Annotated in this window: 15 protein-coding genes; 5 read left to right on the top strand and 10 right to left on the bottom strand. The window is 69.7% G+C overall.

The window, feature by feature from the left end; all coding sequences use genetic code 11:
* Window positions 1-480 (top strand): LysR family transcriptional regulator substrate-binding protein (locus ACO073_RS11270; protein WP_421997473.1); only part of this gene is annotated, 480 nt, incomplete at its 5' end.
* 23 nt (window positions 481-503) lie between these two features.
* Here the strand turns inward: ACO073_RS11270 and ACO073_RS11265 are convergent.
* The 3 genes from ACO073_RS11265 to ACO073_RS11255 form a co-directional block, all read right to left on the bottom strand.
* On the bottom strand, window positions 504-2,102 hold the full coding sequence (locus ACO073_RS11265) for a flavin-containing monooxygenase (protein ID WP_421997471.1): 1,599 nt from the start codon (window positions 2,100-2,102) through the stop codon (window positions 504-506).
* Window positions 2,103-2,184: 82 nt separating this feature from the next.
* Window positions 2,185-2,955, bottom strand: coding sequence for an acetoacetate decarboxylase family protein (locus ACO073_RS11260; RefSeq protein WP_421997470.1), 771 nt, complete (start codon window positions 2,953-2,955; stop codon window positions 2,185-2,187).
* A gap of 4 nt (window positions 2,956-2,959) precedes the next feature.
* A complete protein-coding gene (locus tag ACO073_RS11255; RefSeq protein WP_421997469.1) occupies window positions 2,960-4,063 on the bottom strand; it encodes an LLM class flavin-dependent oxidoreductase in 1,104 nt (367 codons plus the stop codon).
* 116 nt (window positions 4,064-4,179) lie between these two features.
* Between ACO073_RS11255 and ACO073_RS11250 the strand changes: the two genes are divergently transcribed.
* The 3 genes from ACO073_RS11250 (at window position 4,180) to ACO073_RS11240 (ending at window position 7,674) form a co-directional block, all read left to right on the top strand.
* A complete protein-coding gene (locus ACO073_RS11250) occupies window positions 4,180-5,052 on the top strand; it encodes an SDR family NAD(P)-dependent oxidoreductase (RefSeq protein ID WP_421997468.1) in 873 nt (290 codons plus the stop codon).
* Entirely contained in the window at window positions 5,049-6,194 is a 1,146-nt protein-coding gene (locus tag ACO073_RS11245; RefSeq protein ID WP_421997467.1) for a DSD1 family PLP-dependent enzyme, read from the top strand. The genes ACO073_RS11250 and ACO073_RS11245 overlap by 4 nt, the downstream gene beginning before the upstream one ends.
* Before the next feature lie 346 nt (window positions 6,195-6,540).
* Window positions 6,541-7,674 (top strand): glycosyltransferase, encoded by a 1,134-nt coding sequence (locus ACO073_RS11240; protein WP_421997466.1) that lies wholly within the window; start codon window positions 6,541-6,543, stop codon window positions 7,672-7,674.
* Window positions 7,675-7,690: 16 nt separating this feature from the next.
* Here ACO073_RS11240 and ACO073_RS11235 read toward each other — a convergent pair whose 3' ends face one another.
* The 6 genes from ACO073_RS11235 to ACO073_RS11210 all read right to left on the bottom strand — a co-directional run bounded on the left by ACO073_RS11235 (window position 7,691) and on the right by ACO073_RS11210 (window position 15,816).
* Window positions 7,691-10,093 carry a phosphoketolase family protein gene (locus tag ACO073_RS11235; protein WP_421997465.1) on the bottom strand — a complete coding sequence of 801 codons (2,403 nt, stop codon included), beginning with the start codon at window positions 10,091-10,093 and terminating at the stop codon, window positions 7,691-7,693.
* A gap of 151 nt (window positions 10,094-10,244) precedes the next feature.
* A complete protein-coding gene (locus tag ACO073_RS11230) occupies window positions 10,245-11,030 on the bottom strand; it encodes a slipin family protein (protein WP_421997464.1) in 786 nt (261 codons plus the stop codon).
* Between the two features lies 1 nt (window position 11,031).
* Window positions 11,032-12,414 carry an NfeD family protein gene (locus tag ACO073_RS11225; protein ID WP_421997463.1) on the bottom strand — a complete coding sequence of 461 codons (1,383 nt, stop codon included), beginning with the start codon at window positions 12,412-12,414 and terminating at the stop codon, window positions 11,032-11,034.
* Between the two features lie 101 nt (window positions 12,415-12,515).
* Entirely contained in the window at window positions 12,516-13,682 is a 1,167-nt protein-coding gene (locus ACO073_RS11220) for an MFS transporter (RefSeq protein WP_421997461.1), read from the bottom strand.
* Between the two features lie 30 nt (window positions 13,683-13,712).
* Window positions 13,713-14,837 carry a CaiB/BaiF CoA transferase family protein gene (locus ACO073_RS11215; protein ID WP_421997460.1) on the bottom strand — a complete coding sequence of 375 codons (1,125 nt, stop codon included), beginning with the start codon at window positions 14,835-14,837 and terminating at the stop codon, window positions 13,713-13,715.
* Between the two features lie 52 nt (window positions 14,838-14,889).
* Window positions 14,890-15,816, bottom strand: coding sequence for a M20 family metallopeptidase (locus ACO073_RS11210; protein ID WP_421997459.1), 927 nt, complete (start codon window positions 15,814-15,816; stop codon window positions 14,890-14,892).
* Here ACO073_RS11210 and ACO073_RS11205 point away from each other — a divergent pair.
* On the top strand, window positions 15,800-16,057 hold the full coding sequence (locus ACO073_RS11205) for a hypothetical protein (protein ID WP_421997458.1): 258 nt from the start codon (window positions 15,800-15,802) through the stop codon (window positions 16,055-16,057). The genes ACO073_RS11210 and ACO073_RS11205 overlap by 17 nt on opposite strands.
* 45 nt (window positions 16,058-16,102) lie before the next feature.
* Here ACO073_RS11205 and ACO073_RS11200 read toward each other — a convergent pair.
* The coding region (locus ACO073_RS11200) for a hydantoinase/oxoprolinase family protein (RefSeq protein WP_421997457.1) at window positions 16,103-17,432 on the bottom strand (1,330 nt) is incomplete at its 5' end.

The following is a 17,432-nucleotide window of genomic DNA, read 5'->3' as shown; positions in this document are numbered from 1 at the left end:
CAGCGGGTCGATCTCGGCGTGCTCCCCCAGGTGCCGGACGACGGCCGGTTCCGGCGCGAGACCTGCCTGCACCACGGCGTGGTCGCCATCGTCAGCGCGAGCCATCCGCTGGCGGGCGCGCGCCGCGTCATCTGCCAGGAGCTGATGGAGCACCCGCTGGTGTTCCGGACCCAGCATTCCTCGACGCAGCGCGTGGTCGACGCCGCCTTCCGCAAGGCCGGGCGCGAACCCAAGCCCGCCATCGTGCTCGACACCCGCGACGGCGTGCTGGAGGCGGTGATCAACGATCTCGGCGTGGGCTTCATGTGGGAGCACGGCTCGAGCCGGACCGACGTGGTCAAGCTGCGGGTCCAGGAGATGGCGACGCCGGTCCCGGAGCACATGTTCTGCCTGGCCCGCCGGCGCGACACGCTGGTCGACCTGTTCTTCCAGTCCCGCCGCATCAACACCCTGCGCGGCGGCCGCAGCGCGGCGGCCTGACGGCCCCTGGAGTCTCGGCGGGGTCAGCCGAGGTTCAGCTCGCGATAGCCGTCGGCCGCCACCGTGTCGCAGCGTGCGCGGAAGGCTGGGGCACTGCCGCTGTAGCGCGCGATGATGCGGGTCTGCTTGCCCTCGATGTTGCGGTTGATGCCGGTCATCCAGGAGTCGATCTCGTTGGACAGCAGGCCGACGCCCAGCGACTTCACGTGGTCGGTCCAGGAGGTCACGCCCTCGGGCGTCGCCTCGATGCGCGTGATGCCCGCCTTCGTCGCATGGTCGAGCAGGCCGGTGATCCATTCGACGCTGTACTCGATGCTGCGCGGGATGTTGCCCAGAGCGGTGTGCGGGCCCATCAGCATCGCCATGTTGGGGAAGCCCTCGACCAGCATGCCGAGATAGGTCTGCGGTCCGCCCTTCCACTTGTCCTTGAGCCGCAGCCCGTCGACGCCGCGGAAGTCGATGCGGTCGAAGGCGCCGGTGATAGCATCGAAGCCGGTGGCGTAGATGATGATGTCGAATTCGTAGTCGGCGTCGCTGGTCCGGATCCCGGTCGGCGTGATGCGCTCGATCGGCGTCTCCTTGATGTCGACCAGGTCGACATTGGGCTGATTGTAGACCTCGTAATATTTGGTCTCGAGCGGCACGCGGCGCGTGCCGAAGCCGTGGTTGCGCGGGATCAGCTTCTCGGCCGTCGCCGGGTCCTTGACGCGCTGACGGATCTTGCGGGCGACGAAGTCGCTCACCAGCGCGTTGGCCTGGCGGTCGACCAGTATGTCGCTGAAATTGCCCTGCCACATGCCGAAGCCGCGGTTGCCGTAGAGCTTCTCCCACAGCGCCTCGCGCTCCTCGGCCGAGACCTCCATGGCCTTGCGCGGATCGGGCGTGTGCAGGAAGCAGGCGAAGGTCTCGCGGCAGCGCTGGAAGATCTCGGGATAGCGCGTGCGGATCCCGGCCATCTCCTCCTCGGAGATCGGCGCATTGTGCAGCGGCGCGCACCAGTTGGGCGTGCGCTGGAACACCGTGAGATGGCCGGCCGTCTTGGCGACCTCCTGGATGGTCTGGACGCCGGTGGCGCCGGTGCCGATCACCGCGACCCGCTTGCCCTCGAAGCTGACGGGCTCGTGCGGCCAGCGCGCGGTATGGCAGGACTGGCCCTTGAAGCTGTCGATGCCCTCGATCCGCGGCAGGGTCGGCTCCGACAGGGGCCCGAGCGCGGTGACGAGGAACCGGCTCGTGTGCCGGCTGCCGTCCTCGAGCGTGATCTCCCAGCTGCGCGTCGCCTCCTGCCAGTGGGCGGCCGTCACGCGGCTCCTGAACTGGATGTCGCGGCGCAGGTCGAGCTTGTCGGCGACGAAGTTGAGGTACTTCAGGGTCTGCGGCTGGGGCGAGAAGTGCTCCGTCCAGTGCCACTCGTCGAGGAGCTCCTGCGAGAAGGAGAAGCCGTAGGAGTAGCTCTCCGAATCGAAGCGCGCGCCGGGATAGCGGTTCCAGTACCAGGTGCCGCCCACGCCGGTGCCCGCCTCGAACACGCGGACCCGAAGTCCCAGCTTGCGGAGAAGGTGGAGCTGGTAGAGGCCGGAGATGCCGGCCCCGATGATGATGGCGTCGTGGTCGAGATTCATATGGGTCAAACTGCCTTGTCGGAGCGCGGACCTCCAGGTCCGCTCTTGGGTCTTGAATGCGGACCAGGAGGTCCGCGCGCCACTATTCGTCCGCCCGGGACTCCCGGATCCTGCGAGTCCCCTGGAACACGGGCTTCGCCGGGTCCATCACGAAGCGGATGCGCGGCAGGTCGGTGTCGACCGTGCAGCAGGTGCCGACGATGGGATCGGCGAGCGTGAGCTGCGGGGCGTTCCAGGCCGCCGCATCGAAGGCGGAAACCTGCGGCCGGCCGCGCTCGGCCTTGTGGAACGTGTACTTGGGGTCGACCTGGATCAGCATCGGCTGGGTCTGCCCGTCGAGCGGGGCGTTGGCCGCCGTCACCCAGTTGATGTACTGCACGTCGCTGCCGGCCACCGGCTGCGGATCGACCAGCGCGCCGTCGAAGATCGTCCTGCCGTCGCGCGTCACGGTCCCCGTGACGCGATCGTGCCGGCGCACGAACTTCACCTCGCCCGCCGCGACGGGAAAGCCCCAGCGGTCGCGCAGCTCGCGGGCGGCCGCCTCGGTGCTCGCCACCGCGCCCAGCAGGAAGCCGCGCGGATGGGCGCCGGCCCGGCTGCCGAGCCGCAGCACGGCGAGATTGAACGGGCCGACCGGGCTCTCGGAATATCGCGTGACCGCGAGGATCACGTAGGAGGGCAGCGCCGGATGCATCGCCTTGGGCAGCAGTCCCTCGGTCGTGCTGCGCGGCACCTCGATGAGCAACTGCAGCATCTCCGCCCGGGGCAGGGCCCAGGCCTCGGTGTCGAGGCTGGCGAGCGTCGGCAGCGCCCTTGCGTCGCGGGTGATGTCGAGGGTTCCGTACAGGGGCATCGGTCTACTCCGCCGCGGCCTGCGCCGACGATTTCCCGGCGAAGTGGGGCATCACTTCCTTGGCGAACAGCCGCAGGCTCGCCATGACCTGGTCCTGCGGCACCACCTCGTTGGCGTTCAGGATGAAGTTGATGCAGTCGACGCCGAGCGACTCCCACTTCTTCACCGCACGGATGATGCGCGCCGGATCGCCGTAGGCCATGCCCTCGGTCTGCTGCTCGCTGGCGTCGGGGCCGGTGGCGGCGCGGCGCAGCGCCGGCAGCAGGCCGAGCGACTGGTAGGACGGCGAGGAGAAGACCTCGCGGGTCGAGATCAGCTGCGTGGCGAGGTAGTTGAAGGTGTTGCCGAGCCGCTTGCCCATCTCCACGCCGGTTTTCTCGTCCTCGTGGCAGAACAGGAAATTCGTCGTGGCGACCTGCTCGTTCACGAAGGCGCCGACCGGCTCGCACATCTGGATGCGCCGCCGGTACTCCTTGATCTTCCTCTCCTGCTCGTCGAAGCCCGCGAAGCTGAGGCCGAGGCTGCCGAGGCCGCGGTCGGCCGCGTCGATCTCGGTGCCGGGGCTGGTGACGGCGACCCACATCGGCGGATGCGGCTTCTGGTAGGGCTTCGGCAGGATGGTGCGCTCGGGCATCGACCAGAACTCGCCCTGGTAGGAGAAGGTCTCCTGCGTCCACATCTTCGGCAGGCAGCGCACGAACTCGTCCCAGCTCTTCTTGGTATTGTCCGGATTGGCGCGGAAGCCGCCCAGCTCGGTCCAGGTGGCGGAGCGGCCGGTGCCGACGTGCAGGCGGCCGCCCGACAGGATGTCGAGCGTGGCCGTCTTCTCGGCGATCTTGATCGGGTGGTTGAACTCGGGGACGCAAACGACGATGCCGTGCCCGACCTGGATGTTCTTCGTGACCATCGCGCAGGCGGTGAGGAACAGCTCGGGCGCCGAGCAGTGCGAGTATTCCTCGAGGAAATGATGCTCGACCGCCCAGACGTGCTCGAAGCCCAGCTCGTCGGCGAGCTTCACCTGCTCGAGGCAGTTGTTGTAGACGGTGCGCTCCTTCTCCGGCGTCCAGGGACGGGGAATGGAGATCTCGTAGAACAGGCCGAACTTCATTGACGGCTCCCTTCTGGACCGCCGTCCCGACCAGGGCCGCAACGCGGTCCGTCGAACGCTAGGCTTGCCCGTCGGGCCGCGCAACCGCACCATGGGACCGGAGGGCGAAACGGAAGATGACGAGACTGGCGGGAAAGGTGGCGATCGTCACCGGCGGGGCGAGCGGCATGGGCCGGGCCACGGTCATGCGCTTCCTCGCCGAGGGCGCGCGGGTCGTCGTTGCCGACCTAAACGAGGCCAACGGCGCGGAAACCCTGGCGATGGCGCGGGCCGGCGGCCACGGCGAGGACATCGCGTTCGTGCGCTGCGACGTGGCGCGCGAGGACGACGTGGCCGGCCTGGTCGCGGCGGCCGAGAAGCGCTTCGGCCGCCTCGACATCGCCTATCTCAATGCCGGCGTCGGCGGTGCCTTCGGTCCGATCGCCGAGACCGACGTCGAGGACTGGGACTACACCTTCGCCGTCCTGGCCCGCTCGGTGTTCCTCGGCATGAAGCACGCCTCGGTTGCCATGAAGCGCCAGGGACGGGGCGGCGTGATCCTGGTCACCGCCTCGATCGCCGGCATGGTGGGCGGCGGCGGCAGCCACGCCTATTCGGCCGCCAAGGCCGCCGTCATCAGCCTGATCGAGAACGTCGCGGCCGAGCTGGCGCCTGACCGCATCCGCGTCGTCGGCATCGCGCCGGGCGTGATCTCGACGCCGCTGGTGCATCGCGGGCGGCCGGAGAAGTTCGAGAAGCAGTTCCAGCAGCAGCCGTGGCCCGATCGCGGCGAGCCCGACTGCATCGCCGACGTCGCGGCCTTCCTGGCCTCGGACGAGGCCCGTTTCATCACGGGCGAGACCGTCAAGGTCGATGGCGGCCTCCTGGCGCAGGGGATTGCGCTTTGGGGCACGGGCCGCGACAACAGCTTCCTGAAAAGTGCGGGCGTCAACCGCGGCACGACCGGCGAGGGCATGGTCGTGCGTCACCTTGGAGAGCGTAAGTCATGAGCGAAGCCGAGCGTCTTCACCGTCACCTGATCGGCCAGCAGGGCTCGCGCGGTTCGCTGAACACGCCGGCGCTGGTGCTCGACCTCGACATGCTCGACCGCAACATCGCCGAGATGGCGACGTTCGCCAGGGCCCACAACGTCAAGCTCCGGCCGCACGCCAAGACCCACAAGTCGGCCGACATCGCCCGCCGCCAGATCGCGGCCGGCGCGCTCGGCGTCTGCTGCGCCAAGCTGGGCGAGGCCGAGGCGCTGGCCGAGGGCGGCATCGAGGCGCTGCACATCACCTCGCCGGTGGTGACGCCGCAGGCGATCGACCGCCTGATGGCCCTGAATGCGAAGGCCGCCGACCTCATGGTGGTGGTCGACCATCCGGCCAATGCCGAGGCGCTGGCGACCGCCGCGGTCGAGGCGGGCAAGCCGCTCGCCGTGGTGGTCGACATCGATCCCGGCATCCACCGCACCGGCGTCGCGACGCCGGAAGACGCGGTGTCGCTGGCCGGCAAGGTCGCCGGGCTCAAGGGCCTCAAGTATGCCGGCGTGCAGTTCTATTGCGGCAGTCATCAGCACATCAAGGACTTCGCCGAGCGCAAGGCCTCGATCGAGGAGCGCACGGAGTATCTCAAGGGCATCCTGGCGAAGCTCGACGCCGCGGGGCTGAAGCCCGCGATCGTGACCGGCTCGGGCACGGGCACGCATTTCATCGACGCCAAGCTCGGTGTCTTCACCGAGCTGCAGGTCGGCTCCTACGTCTTCATGGACCACGACTACGAGGTCTGCGACCTGCGCGGGCTCGACAAGCCGACCTTCGAGCAGGCCCTGCAGATCGATGCCCGCGTGGTCAGCGCGAATACGCCCGGCATGGTGACGGTCGATGCCGGCCTCAAGGCGATGGCGACCGAGAAGGGGCCGCCGCCGATCCTCAGGGGGGCGGTCGAGGGCTCGACGACGCGCTTCATGGGCGACGAGCACCTCGCGGTCATCGCGCCCGCGGGCAAGGCCGCACCCGCCCTGGCCGAGCAGGTCGTGCTGACGCCGCCGCACTGCGACCCCACGGTCAACATGTACGAGAGCTATCACGTCGTGAAGGGCGATACGCTGGTCGACATCTGGCCGGTGACGGCGCGGGGACGGTCGCGGTAGGCAATTCGCCCGCTGTCGGAGCGCGCATCGTCCACTGGGCGATCACCCGGATAAGTAGTACCCACAGTGCGGGCGTGGTTGCAGTCACGGTGCGATTGACCCGATATTCTTGAGGGATGGGTCGAGGTCCCTGTCGCAGGGTGGCGATGCCGTGGAGTCTGGTCGGGGGTGACCGGGGAGTGGAGGGAATGGAGGGAGTTCACAAGGGTGCGGGGCGGCCGGTTGGGGACGCCTGCCCGACGGTGGCGCGTGGGACCGCCACGACAGGCAGGAGGACGGCCGGCAGGAGGACGACCGGCAGGAGGACGACCGGCAGGAGGACGACGGGCGCGGTCCGCCGTGGCTCGTGTTGAAGGGCCTGTTCATCACCACCGCGCGCTTCCTCGAGGACAGGGCGGGCGGGGTGCAGATCTGCACCCGCGAGTTCATCGACTGCCTGGCCACGGCCGGGATCTCGCTGAAGATGCTGCCGGTCGACGCCGATCGTTCCTGGCCCTCGCGCATCAAGCGCCTGTTCAATTCCTCGCCGTTCATCGGGTCCTACGGACCGACCGTCCGGAACGAGGTGAAGGCGCTCGCCGCCGACGAGCGTTTCGACTTCGTCTTCCTGAACCAGGAATTCCTCGCGCCGCTGGCGGCAGAGATCCGTCCGTTCCTCGCGCCGGGCTGCAAGATCGTCGTGCTGTCGCACGGACTCGAGATCATCGACATGCTCCATGCCGTGCGGCTGGGCCGCCGCCTGCCGCTGAAACGGCGCTTGCGGCCGTCGGCCGCGATGATGCTGGGATCGATTCTCCTCGCGGAGCAGCGCCTGCGCGAGGACATCGACATCGTCTGCGCGATCTCGCCCTTCGGATCGGAGATGGAACGCTGGCTGGGCACCAAGCGCGTCGGCTGGCTGCCGCGAACCATTTCGGCCGGTCCGCTCGACTGGCGGCCAGTCCGCGGTCGCTTCGGCTTCGTCGGAACGCTCGACCATGGTCCGAGTCTCGAGGGGCTCGTCCAGGTGCTGGAGTCGCTCGGGACGGACGACGCGATGGAGATTCGGCTCGTCGGAAGTCCGTCTCAGGTCGGCAACTGGCTCGCCGACCGCTTTCCCCGGGTCACCTATCTCGGTGGCCTCGACGATGCCGGCCTCAAGGCCGAGGCGGCGTCGTGGAACGCCTTCCTTCATCCGATCTTCTGCCTGCCGCGCGGGTGCAGCACCAAGCTCGCGCAGGCCATCGGCTGGCAGATTCCAATCGTGACGAGCGAGCCCGGACGGCGCGGTTATGTCTGGAAGGACGGCAGCCTGCTCGAAGCCGAGGATGCCGGACAGTTCGCGACCATGTGCCGGTCGCTGATGGAAGAGGGCGCCTCGGCGGCGGCGAAGGCGGAGGTGGCCCGGGTCGCCGCGACCTCGCCGACGATGGCCGAGGTTGCGGTCTCGATGGCCAACCTGCTCGGTATTGCTCCCCCGGCGCGCGCCGGCGTCGGTTGACCCGGCATCCTCCGGATTAACGATCTCCCGCTGGCGCGCTGTCCGGCCAGGTCCAGTCGCGGATCCTCGGCATGTCCTCGCCATGCTCGCGGACGTAGCGCGTATGTTCGATCAGCGCGTCGCGCAGGTCCTGCTTGAAATGGGCGGCCCGGTCGGCGAGGCCCGGGACGCGTTCGATCACCTCCATCGCGAGATGGAACCGGTCGAGCCCGTTCAGCACCACCATGTCGAACGGCGTGGTCGTCGTGCCTTCCTCGGCGAAGCCGCGCACGTGGATGCCGTCGTGGTTGGTGCGCTTGTAGGTCAGCCGGTGAATCAGGTGGGGATAGCCGTGATAGGCGAAGATCACCGGCTTGCTGCGCGTGAACAGCCCGTCGAAATCGCGCTCGCTCAGCCCGTGCGGATGCTGTTCCTTCGGCTGCAGGGTCATCAGGTCGACGACGTTGACGACGCGGATCTTGAGGTCCGGCAGGGCCGTGCGCAGCAGGTCCGCGGCGGCCAGCGTCTCCAGGGTCGGCACGTCGCCGGCACAGGCCATCACCACGTCGGGCTCGCCATCGTCGGTCTCGGTGCCGGCCCACTTCCAGATGCCGATGCCGGCCTCGCAATGCAGCGTCGCCTCGTCCATCGTCAGCCACTGCGGCGAGGGCTGCTTGCCGGCCACGATCACGTTGATGCGGTCGTAGGTGCGCAGGCAGTGATCGCCGACCCACAGCAGCGTGTTGGCATCGGGCGGAAAGTAGACCCGGACGATGTCGGCCTTCTTGTTGGTCACGAGGTCGACGAATCCGGGGTCCTGGTGGCTGAAGCCGTTATGGTCCTGCCGCCAGACATGTGAGGTCAGAAGGTAGTTCAGCGAGGCGATCGGGCGCCGCCACGACAGCGGGCGCGAGACCTTCAGCCACTTGGCGTGCTGGTTGAACATCGAATCGACGATGTGGATGAAGGCCTCGTAGCACGAGAAGAAGCCGTGCCGGCCGGTCAGCAGGTAGCCCTCGAGCCAGCCCTGGCAGAGATGCTCGCTCAGCACCTCCATGACGCGGCCATCGGGCGCGAGATGGGTGTCGTAGGGCTCCGTCGGCTCCATCCAGACGCGTTCCGTCACCTCGAAGACCGCGTCCAGCCGGTTGGACGCGGTCTCGTCCGGTCCCATGAGGCGGAAGTTCTTCGCCTCGGCGTTGAGCTTCATGACGTCGCGCAGGTACTTGCCGAGCTGGCGCGTCGCTTCGCCGACCGCACCGCCGGGATGGGGGACGTCGACGGCGAAGTCGCGATAGTCCGGCAGGGCGAGCTCGCGCTTCAGCAGGCCGCCGTTGGCGTGGGGATTGGCCCCCATGCGCCGCTGGCCCTCGGGCGCCAGGGCCTGCAGCTCGTCCACCAGCCGGCCGTCGGCGTCGAACAGCTCCTCGGGACGGTAGCTCTTCATCCACTCTTCGAGCTGCCGCCGATGGGCTTCGTTGCCGCGGGCACTCGCGATCGGCACCTGATGGGCGCGCCAGAAGCCCTCGACCTTCAGCCCGTCGACCTCCTTGGGGCCGGTCCAGCCCTTGGGGCTGCGCAGCACGATCATCGGCCAGCGCGGCCGCCCGGCGGGCGCTCCGGCAGCACGGGCCTGCTGCTGGATCGTGCGGATGCGGTCGAGCGCGCGATCGAGCGTGTCGGCCATCAGACGGTGCATCGCCTCGGGATCGCTGCCCTCGACGAACATCGGCTCGTGACCGTATCCGGAGAAGAGCTGCCGCAGCTCCTCGTCGCCCAGGCGTCCGAGCAGGGTCGGATTGGCGATCTTGTAGCCGTTGAGATGGAGGATCGGCAGGACGGCGCCGTCGCGCGCCGGATTGACGAACTTGTTGGAATGCCAGGAGGCCGCGAGCGGCCCCGTCTCGGCTTCGCCGTCGCCGACCACGCAGGCGACGAGCAGGTCGGGATTGTCCAGCGCGGCGCCGTAGGCGTGCACCAGCGCGTAGCCGAGCTCGCCGCCCTCGTGGATCGAGCCCGGCGTCTCGGGTGCGGCGTGGCTGGGAATGCCGCCGGGAAACGAGAACTGCCGGAACAGCTTGCGCAAGCCGTCGGTGTCGCGACCGATGTCGGGATAGATCTCGCTGTAGGTGCCTTCGAGGTAGGTGTTGGCCACCATGCCCGGCCCGCCATGGCCCGGGCCGCAGATGTAGATCACGTCGAGGTCGCGGACGCGGATGGCGCGGTTTAGATGGGCATAGACGAAGTTCAGCCCGGGCGTCGTGCCCCAATGGCCGAGCAGGCGCGGCTTGACGTGCTCGGCCCGCAGCGGCTCGCGCAGCAGCGGATTGTCCATCAGGTAGATCTGGCCGACCGACAGGTAGTTGGCGGCGCGCCAGTAGCGGTCGAGGAGGCCGAGTTCCTCATCGCTGGCACGCGAACCGATTTTCTTTCTTGCCATGATGATTCTCCTCACCGGCAGCGGGGCAGACGGGCACCGCACCCGCAGCCTCACGATCGAGTGTGGGCCCTTTGCTACTCGATTGAAATGTGCCCCGGGTTGCGATGGTTCGGGACCCATGGCCGCACCCGCGTGCGCGGTGCCTGCGACATCAGGTCGTGCGCGAACTCTCCTGCGGCGGATTGCGGAGCCCGCCAAGGCCGTGCAGCAGGTCGATCGGAAGGGGAAACACGATGGTCGAGCTCTTCTCGCCGGCGATGTTGGCGAGGGTCCCGAGATAGCGGAGCTGCATGGATTCCGGCCGGCGCGCCATGATGTCGCCGGCCTCGACCAGCTTCTCGGCGGCCTGCAGCTCGCCTTCGGCATCGATGATCTTCGCGCGCCGCAGGCGTTCGGCCTCGGCCTGCCGCGCGATCGCACGCACCATCTTCTCGTCGAGGTCGATGTGCTTCAGCTCGACGTTCGAGACCTTGATGCCCCAGGCGTCGGTCTGCTCGTCGAGAATGCGTTGAACGTCGGCATTCAGCCGGTCGCGCTCGGCCAGCATCTGGTCGAGCTCGTGCTGGCCGACGACCGAACGCAGCGTGGTCTGAGCGAGCTCGCTGGTCGCGAGGTTGTAGGCTGCCACCTGCACGATCGCCTTCTCGGGCTCGATGACCCGGAAGTACACGACCGCGTTCACTCGGACGGACACGTTGTCGCGCGAGATCACGTCCTGCGGCGGCACGTCGAGCACCCGCGTGCGGAGATCGACGCGCTCCATCTGCTGGACCAGGGGGATGACGATGACCAGCCCGGGGCCCTTGACCCCCTGGAGCCGGCCCAGCGTGAACACGACGCCACGTTCGTACTCGCGGAGGATGCGGATCGAGTAGGCCGCCACCAGCGCCAGGACGAGCACGGGAAGCACGTAACCGAGAAAGTCGAGATTCGGCATGTCATGTTCCTTTCCTGGGTTCGACGTGCAGCGTCAGCCCGTCCAGGCGCTCGACCTGCACGGGGGCACCCGGGACGAGGGGAGCCTTCGCACGCGCCGACCAGACCTCGCCGTGGACCCGGATGCGCCCGCGGTCGTTGTCCCAGTCGATGACGTGACCTTCCATGCCCACCATCTGCTCGGCACCGGTCGCGACCTTGTGGCGGCGCGTGCGCAGGATCATGCCGAGCAGGCCGATCAGCAGGAGGGCGTTGGTGACGGCGGCACCGATCACGACCGGCCAGGACACCGCGAAGCCGATGTCGGCGCCGGCCGGGTCGAACAGGAAGAGTCCGCCGACCACGAAGGCTGCGAGGCCGCCCAGGCCCAGGACGCCCACGCCGGGCGAGAAGGCCTCTGCCACCATGAGCACCATGCCGAGGACCAGCAGGGCAATGCCGGCGAGGTTGAGCGGTAGCAGCGACAGCGACATCAGGCCGACGACCAGGCAGATGGCACCGACGATGCCCGGACCGCCGAGTCCCGGATTCCAGAACTCGAAGATGATGCCGTAGACGCCGATCATCATCAGGATGAAGGCGATGTTGGGATCGGTCACGATCGTGAGGAGGCGGGTCCGCCAGCCGGGGTCCACGTCGATCGGACGCGCGTGTCTCGTCGCCAGCACATGCTCGCCGTCCGCCGTGCGCACGGTGCGGCCGTCGAGCCGGTCGAGCAGCTCCGAGTCGTTGGCGGCCAGAAGATCGACGACCTTGTCCCGCACGGCCTCCTCCGCCGTCAGCGTCGCGCCGTCCCGCACCGCCTTCTCGGCCCAGTCTGCGTTGCGGCCCCGGAGCTGCGCCAGGCTGCGCAGGTAGGCGACCGCATCGTTCAGTACCTTCCGCTCCATCGCGCTGCCGGAAGTCCCCTCCGACGGGGAGCGTTCCTCGTCGCGGCCGCGCGGCGGTTGCATGGGCGGCGCGCCCATCTGCACGGGGGTGGCGGCGCCGAGATGCGTGCCCGGCGCCATCGCGGCGACGTGAGCGGCATAGGCGATGTAGGTGCCGGCGCTGGCGGCCCGCGCGCCGCTCGGGGCGACGAACACGGCGACGGGTACCGGCGAAGCGAGGATCGCCCGGATGATGTCCCGGGTCGCCGACACCAAGCCTCCCGGCGTGTCGAGCCGCAGGATCACCAGGCCGGCGCGCTCGGCGCGGGCGCGCGCCAGCACCTCGTCGATCTGGTGCCCGGCGCCGACGCCGATGGCGCCCCTGATCTCGGTGACGAGGACCGGCGCCGCTTCAGCGGGTGGGGCGCCGGTCGACGGCGCCTGCGCGCGACCGGGCATTGGCGGAAGCGCCAGCCAGAGCATGGCGAGCGCGATGACGACGCGTCGGAGGAACATGACGGCCTCCCGCTCCTGCATCCCCGCGTCAGCCGGGTGAGAACGTTAGCCCCGCCGGTGCCCGGGCGACAAGCCCCGCGACCCCAGCCCCGCGATTGCGGTCAGGCGCGGACGAGCAGCTCGCCGCGCCAACGGCGCGCCAGCGCCACGATCGCGACCATGCCCAGCGCGGCCACGGCGAACATGCCGAGGAACGCCTTCTGGCCGTAGGCGCCGTAGAGCAGGCCGGCGATCTGGAAGATCACGGCCTGCGCCGCGCCGGTGCCGATCGCGTAGTAGACGCTCTGGCCGAGCGCCACGCCGGACGCCGGCAATGCGCGCTGGATGAAGGCCATCGCGCCCAGGTGGCTGGCGGCGAAGGTGCCGGCATGCAGCGCCTGCAACGGCACAAGCGCCCACACCTCGGTCGTGAAGGCCATGCCCAGCCAGCGCACCAGCGCGCAGGAGAGGCCGAAGGCGATGAGGCCGCAGACGCCCAGCCGCGCCAGCAGCCAGCCGCTGCCCAGCATCAGCAGGATCTCGACCGCGACGCTCTCGCCCCACAGGAGGCTGATCGTGAGGTCGGAGAGGCCGGCGGCGCGCCAGGTCAGCGTGCCGAAGCTGTAGAGCACCGCGTGGCTTGCCTGGCAGCAGCCGGCGGCCAGCATGAACAGCAGGAACGATCGCGACTTCAGCAGGTCCGGGATTCCGAACGGTGCGTGGCGCGAGGGATCGCGGCGCTGCGCGTCGGCCGGCAGGATCAGCCCGAACGGCAGCAGCATGAGGACGCCGGCCGCGCCGACGAACAGCACCCAGGACGAACCGCCGCGATCGACCGCGGCGCCGCAGACGAGCGTGCCCAGGATGAAGGTCACCGAGCTCCAGACGCGGAGGCTCCCGTAGTTGAAGCCGCGCGCCTTGGTCTCGGTCACCAGCACGCTGTCGTAGAGCGCCATGGTCGGCGCCCACACCGCGCCCCAGAACAGGCTGACGAGCAGGATGGTGAGGAAGCCCCAGGAAAGCTGGTAGGCCCCCATCAGCAGCACGGCGGCGGCGGCCAGCGCCAGCAGGACGCCGCGCGTGTGCCCCAGCCGATGGGCCAGCCAGCCGATCGCGAGCGTCGAGGCGACGCTCATGATCTGGCGGCTCATGAAGAGCGTGCCGATCTCGGCGTCGATCACGCCGCGGTCGCGCAGCCACACCGGCCAGTAGCTCATGAAGGCGCCGGAGGCGAAGAAGTAGGCGGCCCCGTAGCCGGAGAGGCGGAAGCCGATGAGCCAGCGGGACATCAAGGGACGAGCGGCCGGAGCGCCACCCCTCTAGGCCCCGAACTCGCGCCGCACCTGCTCGGTGTGCTGGCCGACCGTCGGCACCTCGCCCAGCCGCTCGGGCTGGCCCGGCCAGGCGGCGGCCAGGGCGGGAATCGAGACCTCGCCGGCGCTGCAGGCGAAGCTCATGCGGCGGAGTTGCGGATGGACCGACAGGTCGCCGACCGAGCTCACGCGCGCCCAGGCGATCTGGGCGGCGTCGAGCCGGGCGGCGAGGTCGGCGAAGGTCTGGCGGCCGAAGCTTTCCTGGACGATCGCGTTGGTGTCGTCGCGCCGCGCGTTGCGCGTCTTGTTGGTGGCGTAGTCGGGATCCTTCTCCAGGCCCGGCCGGTCGAGCACGCCATGGCACAGCCGCTCGAACTCGCGATCGTTCTGGATCGAGATCAGCACCGGCACCTTGTCGGCCGTCCGGTAGACGCCGTAGGGCGCGATGAAGGGATGGGTGAGGCCGAGCCGCGGCCAGTCGTAGTCGGAATAGTCCTTGGCCAGCACCGGCACGGTCATCCATTCGGCCATGGCCGAGAACAACGACACCGAGATGGCGCGGCCCTCGCCGGTCTTCTGGCGCGCCAGCAGCGCCTCCAGCACGGCGGCGTGGGCGTACATGCCCGTGCCGATGTCGGTGGCCGAGATGCCGACGCGGCCCGGCCCCTCGGCGGTGCCGGTGATCGAGGCGAGGCCGCTCTCGGCCTGGACCAGCAGGTCGTAGGCGCGGCGGTCCTTGTACGGGCCGTGATCGCCGTAGCCGGAGACGTCGACGGTGATCAGCCGCTTGTGCTTCGCCCGCATCGCGGCCGAGCCGAAGCCCGCACGCTCAGCCGCACCCGGCGCCAGGTTCTGGATCAGCACGTCGGCCCCGCCGATCAGGCGATGCAGCAAGGCGAGGTCGTCGGGCCGCTTGAAGTCGAGGGTGACCGACTGCTTGCCGCGGTTCAGCCAGACGAAGTAGCTCGACTGGCCGTGGACATAGCCGTCATAGGCCCGCGCGAAATCGCCCTCGGGCCGCTCGATCTTCAGCACCCGCGCCCCGGCATCGGCCAGCCGGGCCGAGCAATAGGGGGCGGCCACGGCCTGCTCGACGCTGACCACCAGCAGGCCGTCCAACGCTCCTGACATCGTGTGCACGCTCTCCTTGGAAAGCGGCCACCATGCCACAATCGACGCGGCGTCAGGAGAGGGTTTCGAGCAGACGCACCAGAAGCTGGGCGCGCGGCACCAGCGAGGAGAAGGTGATCTGCTCGTCGAGCGCGTGGGCGCCGCGTCCGTCGGCGCCCAGCCCGTCGAGGGTCGGGATTCCCAGCGCCGCCGGGAAGTTGCCGTCGCTGACGCCGCCGGTGAGCGGCGTGTCCTCCAGCACGAAGCCGATCTCGGCGGCGCAGCCCTTCGCGTGCTCGAACAGGGCGGCGATGCCCTCGTTCTTGCCGTAGGGCGGCCGGTTGATGCCTCCGGTCACCGCGACGCGGCAGTCGGGATCGAACGGCGCGCGGTTCAGCACCCGGGCAACGACCGCGTCGACATCGATGCCCGGCGGCACGCGCAGGTCGATGGTCGCCGTCGCCTCGGCCGGCACGACGTTGGGCGCGCTGCCGCCGCCCGCCATCCCGACGACGACGGAGATGCCGGCGGCGTAGTCTGTCATCGCCTCGAGGTCGAGGATCTGGCGCGCCAGCTCGTGCAGGGCGCTGCGTCCGTCCTGCGGCCGCGAGCCGGCATGGCTGGCGCGGCCGGTGATCGTCATGTCGAAACGGCCCCAGCCCTTGCGCGCCGTCACGCACTTGCCGCCGTCGCGCGCCGGCTCCATCACCAGCACGTACTTCGACTTGCGCGCGGCGGCCTCGATGGCGGCGCGGCTGGTCGGGCTGCCGACCTCCTCCTCGGGCACGTAGAGCACGCGCACCGGCAGCCGGGTGCGGCGGCCTTCGCGCACGAAATGCTGCAGCGCGTAGAAGGCCATATAGGAGCCGGCCTTCATGTCGTAGATGCCGGGCCCGAACACCGCGTCGCCCTCGCGCCGGAAGACGTGGGTGGTGGCGAGCGCACCGACCGGATGGACCGTGTCGAGATGGCCCAGTATCAGGATGCCGGGGCTCGTCATCGTCGCCCCACGGGGCGCGCGCCTCGAGGATGTCGCCGAAGCCGTCGCGGCCGGGTGTCCGCTGCGTCGGCGCGCCGATCCGCGCCAGGTCGCCTTCGACCACATCGACCAGGCGGTTGACCGCCGCACCGTCGTGGCTCGGCGTCTCGATCTCCACCCAGCGGCGGATGCCGGCCAGAATCTCCTCGCCGTCGAAGGTCGGGATGTTGGAACGCGCCTCGCTCACGCCTGTCTCCTCTGATCTTCCTGCTACCGGGAACCACAGTCCCCCGATCCGCACCCGATGTCATCCCGAGCGCAGCGAGGGACCCTTACTTCGGCTCCAAAGGCCCCTCGCTGCGCTTCGCGCGGGGCAGCCCCGCGCCGGGTGACAGCACAGGACTATGAATCCTCGCGCACGATCAGGCTGCCGGTCGGATGGACCTCGGCGGTCTGCCGGGGCAGCAACAGGGTCGTGGCGTCGAGCTGGGCGACGATGGCGGGGCCCGCGATGCGCGCGCCGGCGCCGAGCCGCGAGCGGGCATAGACCGGCGCATCGACGATGCCGCTCTCGAGATGGATGGCCTGGCGCGACACGATGGCCGCGGCCGGGTCGCCACCCCGGCGCCAGCTCGCTCAGCCGCGGCTGGGGCAGGGCGCCGCTGGCATCGACCCTGAGCGTCACGATCTCGACCGGCGTGTCCTCCTGCGCGAACGTGTAGGTGGCGCGGTGCAGCTCGTGGAACCGCCGGACGGTCTCGCGCACCGCCGCCTCGTCGACCGCCGTGCCGGGCCAGTCGACCGTGAGCTCGAAGCCCTGGTGCTCGTAGCGCAGGCTGGCGCTCCAGGCCGTGCCGCGGGCGGCCTCGGGCACGCTCTCGCGCTCGAACCAGCGCTCGGCATCGGCCTGCAGGCCAGCGAAGGCGGAGGCCATCTGCGCCAGGTCGTAGTGGCCGTGCTGCTGCAGGCAGGTGCGGGCGAAGTCGGCCTTGAGGTTGGAGACCAGCAGGCCGAGCGCCGACAGCACGCCGGGCGAGGGCGCCACGAGCTGGGTACGGATGTCGAGCAGGCGGGCAAGCGCGCCGCCGTGCAGCGGGCCGGCGCCGCCGAACGGCACCAGCACGAAGTCGCGCGGATCGCGGCCGCGCTCGACCGAGACGACGCGGATCGCGCCCACCATATGGCTGTCGGCGATCGCCAGGATGCCGCGCGCGGCGGCCATCAGGTCGAGACCGAGCGGCTCGGCGACGCGCGTGGCGACGGCGCGCTGCGCCGCCTCGACGTCGAGCTCGAAGCTGCCGTCGAGCAGCCAGGGCGGCAGGTGACCGAGCACGAGATGGGCATCGGTGACGGTCGGCTCGGTGCCGCCGCGTCGGTAGCAGCAGGGGCCCGGATCGGCGCCGGCGCTCTGCGGCCCGACGGTCAGCGCGCCGGCGCGGCTCACGCGCGCGATCGAGCCGCCGCCCGCCCCGATGGTGACGATGTCGACCATCGGAAGCGACAGCGGCCACTCGCCGACGCGGCCGTTGACGGTGACGCTCGGCCGTCCGTCCTTGATCAGGCTGATGTCGGCCGAGGTGCCGCCGATATCGACGCCGATCAGGTCGCCGAAGCCGGCGGCGGCGCCGACGAAGGCC

Origin of the sequence: Reyranella sp. (assembly GCF_965229815.1) — a bacterium.
In the GTDB taxonomy this organism is placed as follows: Bacteria; Pseudomonadota; Alphaproteobacteria; order Reyranellales; family Reyranellaceae; genus Reyranella.
Note: the sequence above shows the minus strand (reverse complement) of the source record. Positions and strands in the feature narration are given on the sequence as shown.

Bases quoted from the DNA above. Each gene is read 5' to 3' on its own strand.
- ACO073_RS11245 (WP_421997467.1), top strand. From the start codon at position 5,049: ATGAGCGAAGCCGAGCGTCTTCACCGTCACCTGATCGGCCAGCAGGGC.
- ACO073_RS11260 (WP_421997470.1), bottom strand. From the start codon at position 2,955: ATGCCCCTGTACGGAACCCTCGACATCACCCGCGACGCAAGGGCGCTG.
- ACO073_RS11250 (WP_421997468.1), top strand. From the start codon at position 4,180: ATGACGAGACTGGCGGGAAAGGTGGCGATCGTCACCGGCGGGGCGAGC.
- ACO073_RS11220 (WP_421997461.1), bottom strand. From the start codon at position 13,682: ATGTCCCGCTGGCTCATCGGCTTCCGCCTCTCCGGCTACGGGGCCGCC.
- ACO073_RS11230 (WP_421997464.1), bottom strand. From the start codon at position 11,030: ATGCCGAATCTCGACTTTCTCGGTTACGTGCTTCCCGTGCTCGTCCTG.
- ACO073_RS11205 (WP_421997458.1), top strand. From the start codon at position 15,800: ATGCCGGGGCTCGTCATCGTCGCCCCACGGGGCGCGCGCCTCGAGGAT.
- ACO073_RS11255 (WP_421997469.1), bottom strand. From the start codon at position 4,063: ATGAAGTTCGGCCTGTTCTACGAGATCTCCATTCCCCGTCCCTGGACG.
- ACO073_RS11210 (WP_421997459.1), bottom strand. From the start codon at position 15,816: ATGACGAGCCCCGGCATCCTGATACTGGGCCATCTCGACACGGTCCAT.
- ACO073_RS11225 (WP_421997463.1), bottom strand. From the start codon at position 12,414: ATGTTCCTCCGACGCGTCGTCATCGCGCTCGCCATGCTCTGGCTGGCG.
- ACO073_RS11215 (WP_421997460.1), bottom strand. From the start codon at position 14,837: ATGTCAGGAGCGTTGGACGGCCTGCTGGTGGTCAGCGTCGAGCAGGCC.
- ACO073_RS11265 (WP_421997471.1), bottom strand. From the start codon at position 2,102: ATGAATCTCGACCACGACGCCATCATCATCGGGGCCGGCATCTCCGGC.
- ACO073_RS11235 (WP_421997465.1), bottom strand. From the start codon at position 10,093: ATGGCAAGAAAGAAAATCGGTTCGCGTGCCAGCGATGAGGAACTCGGC.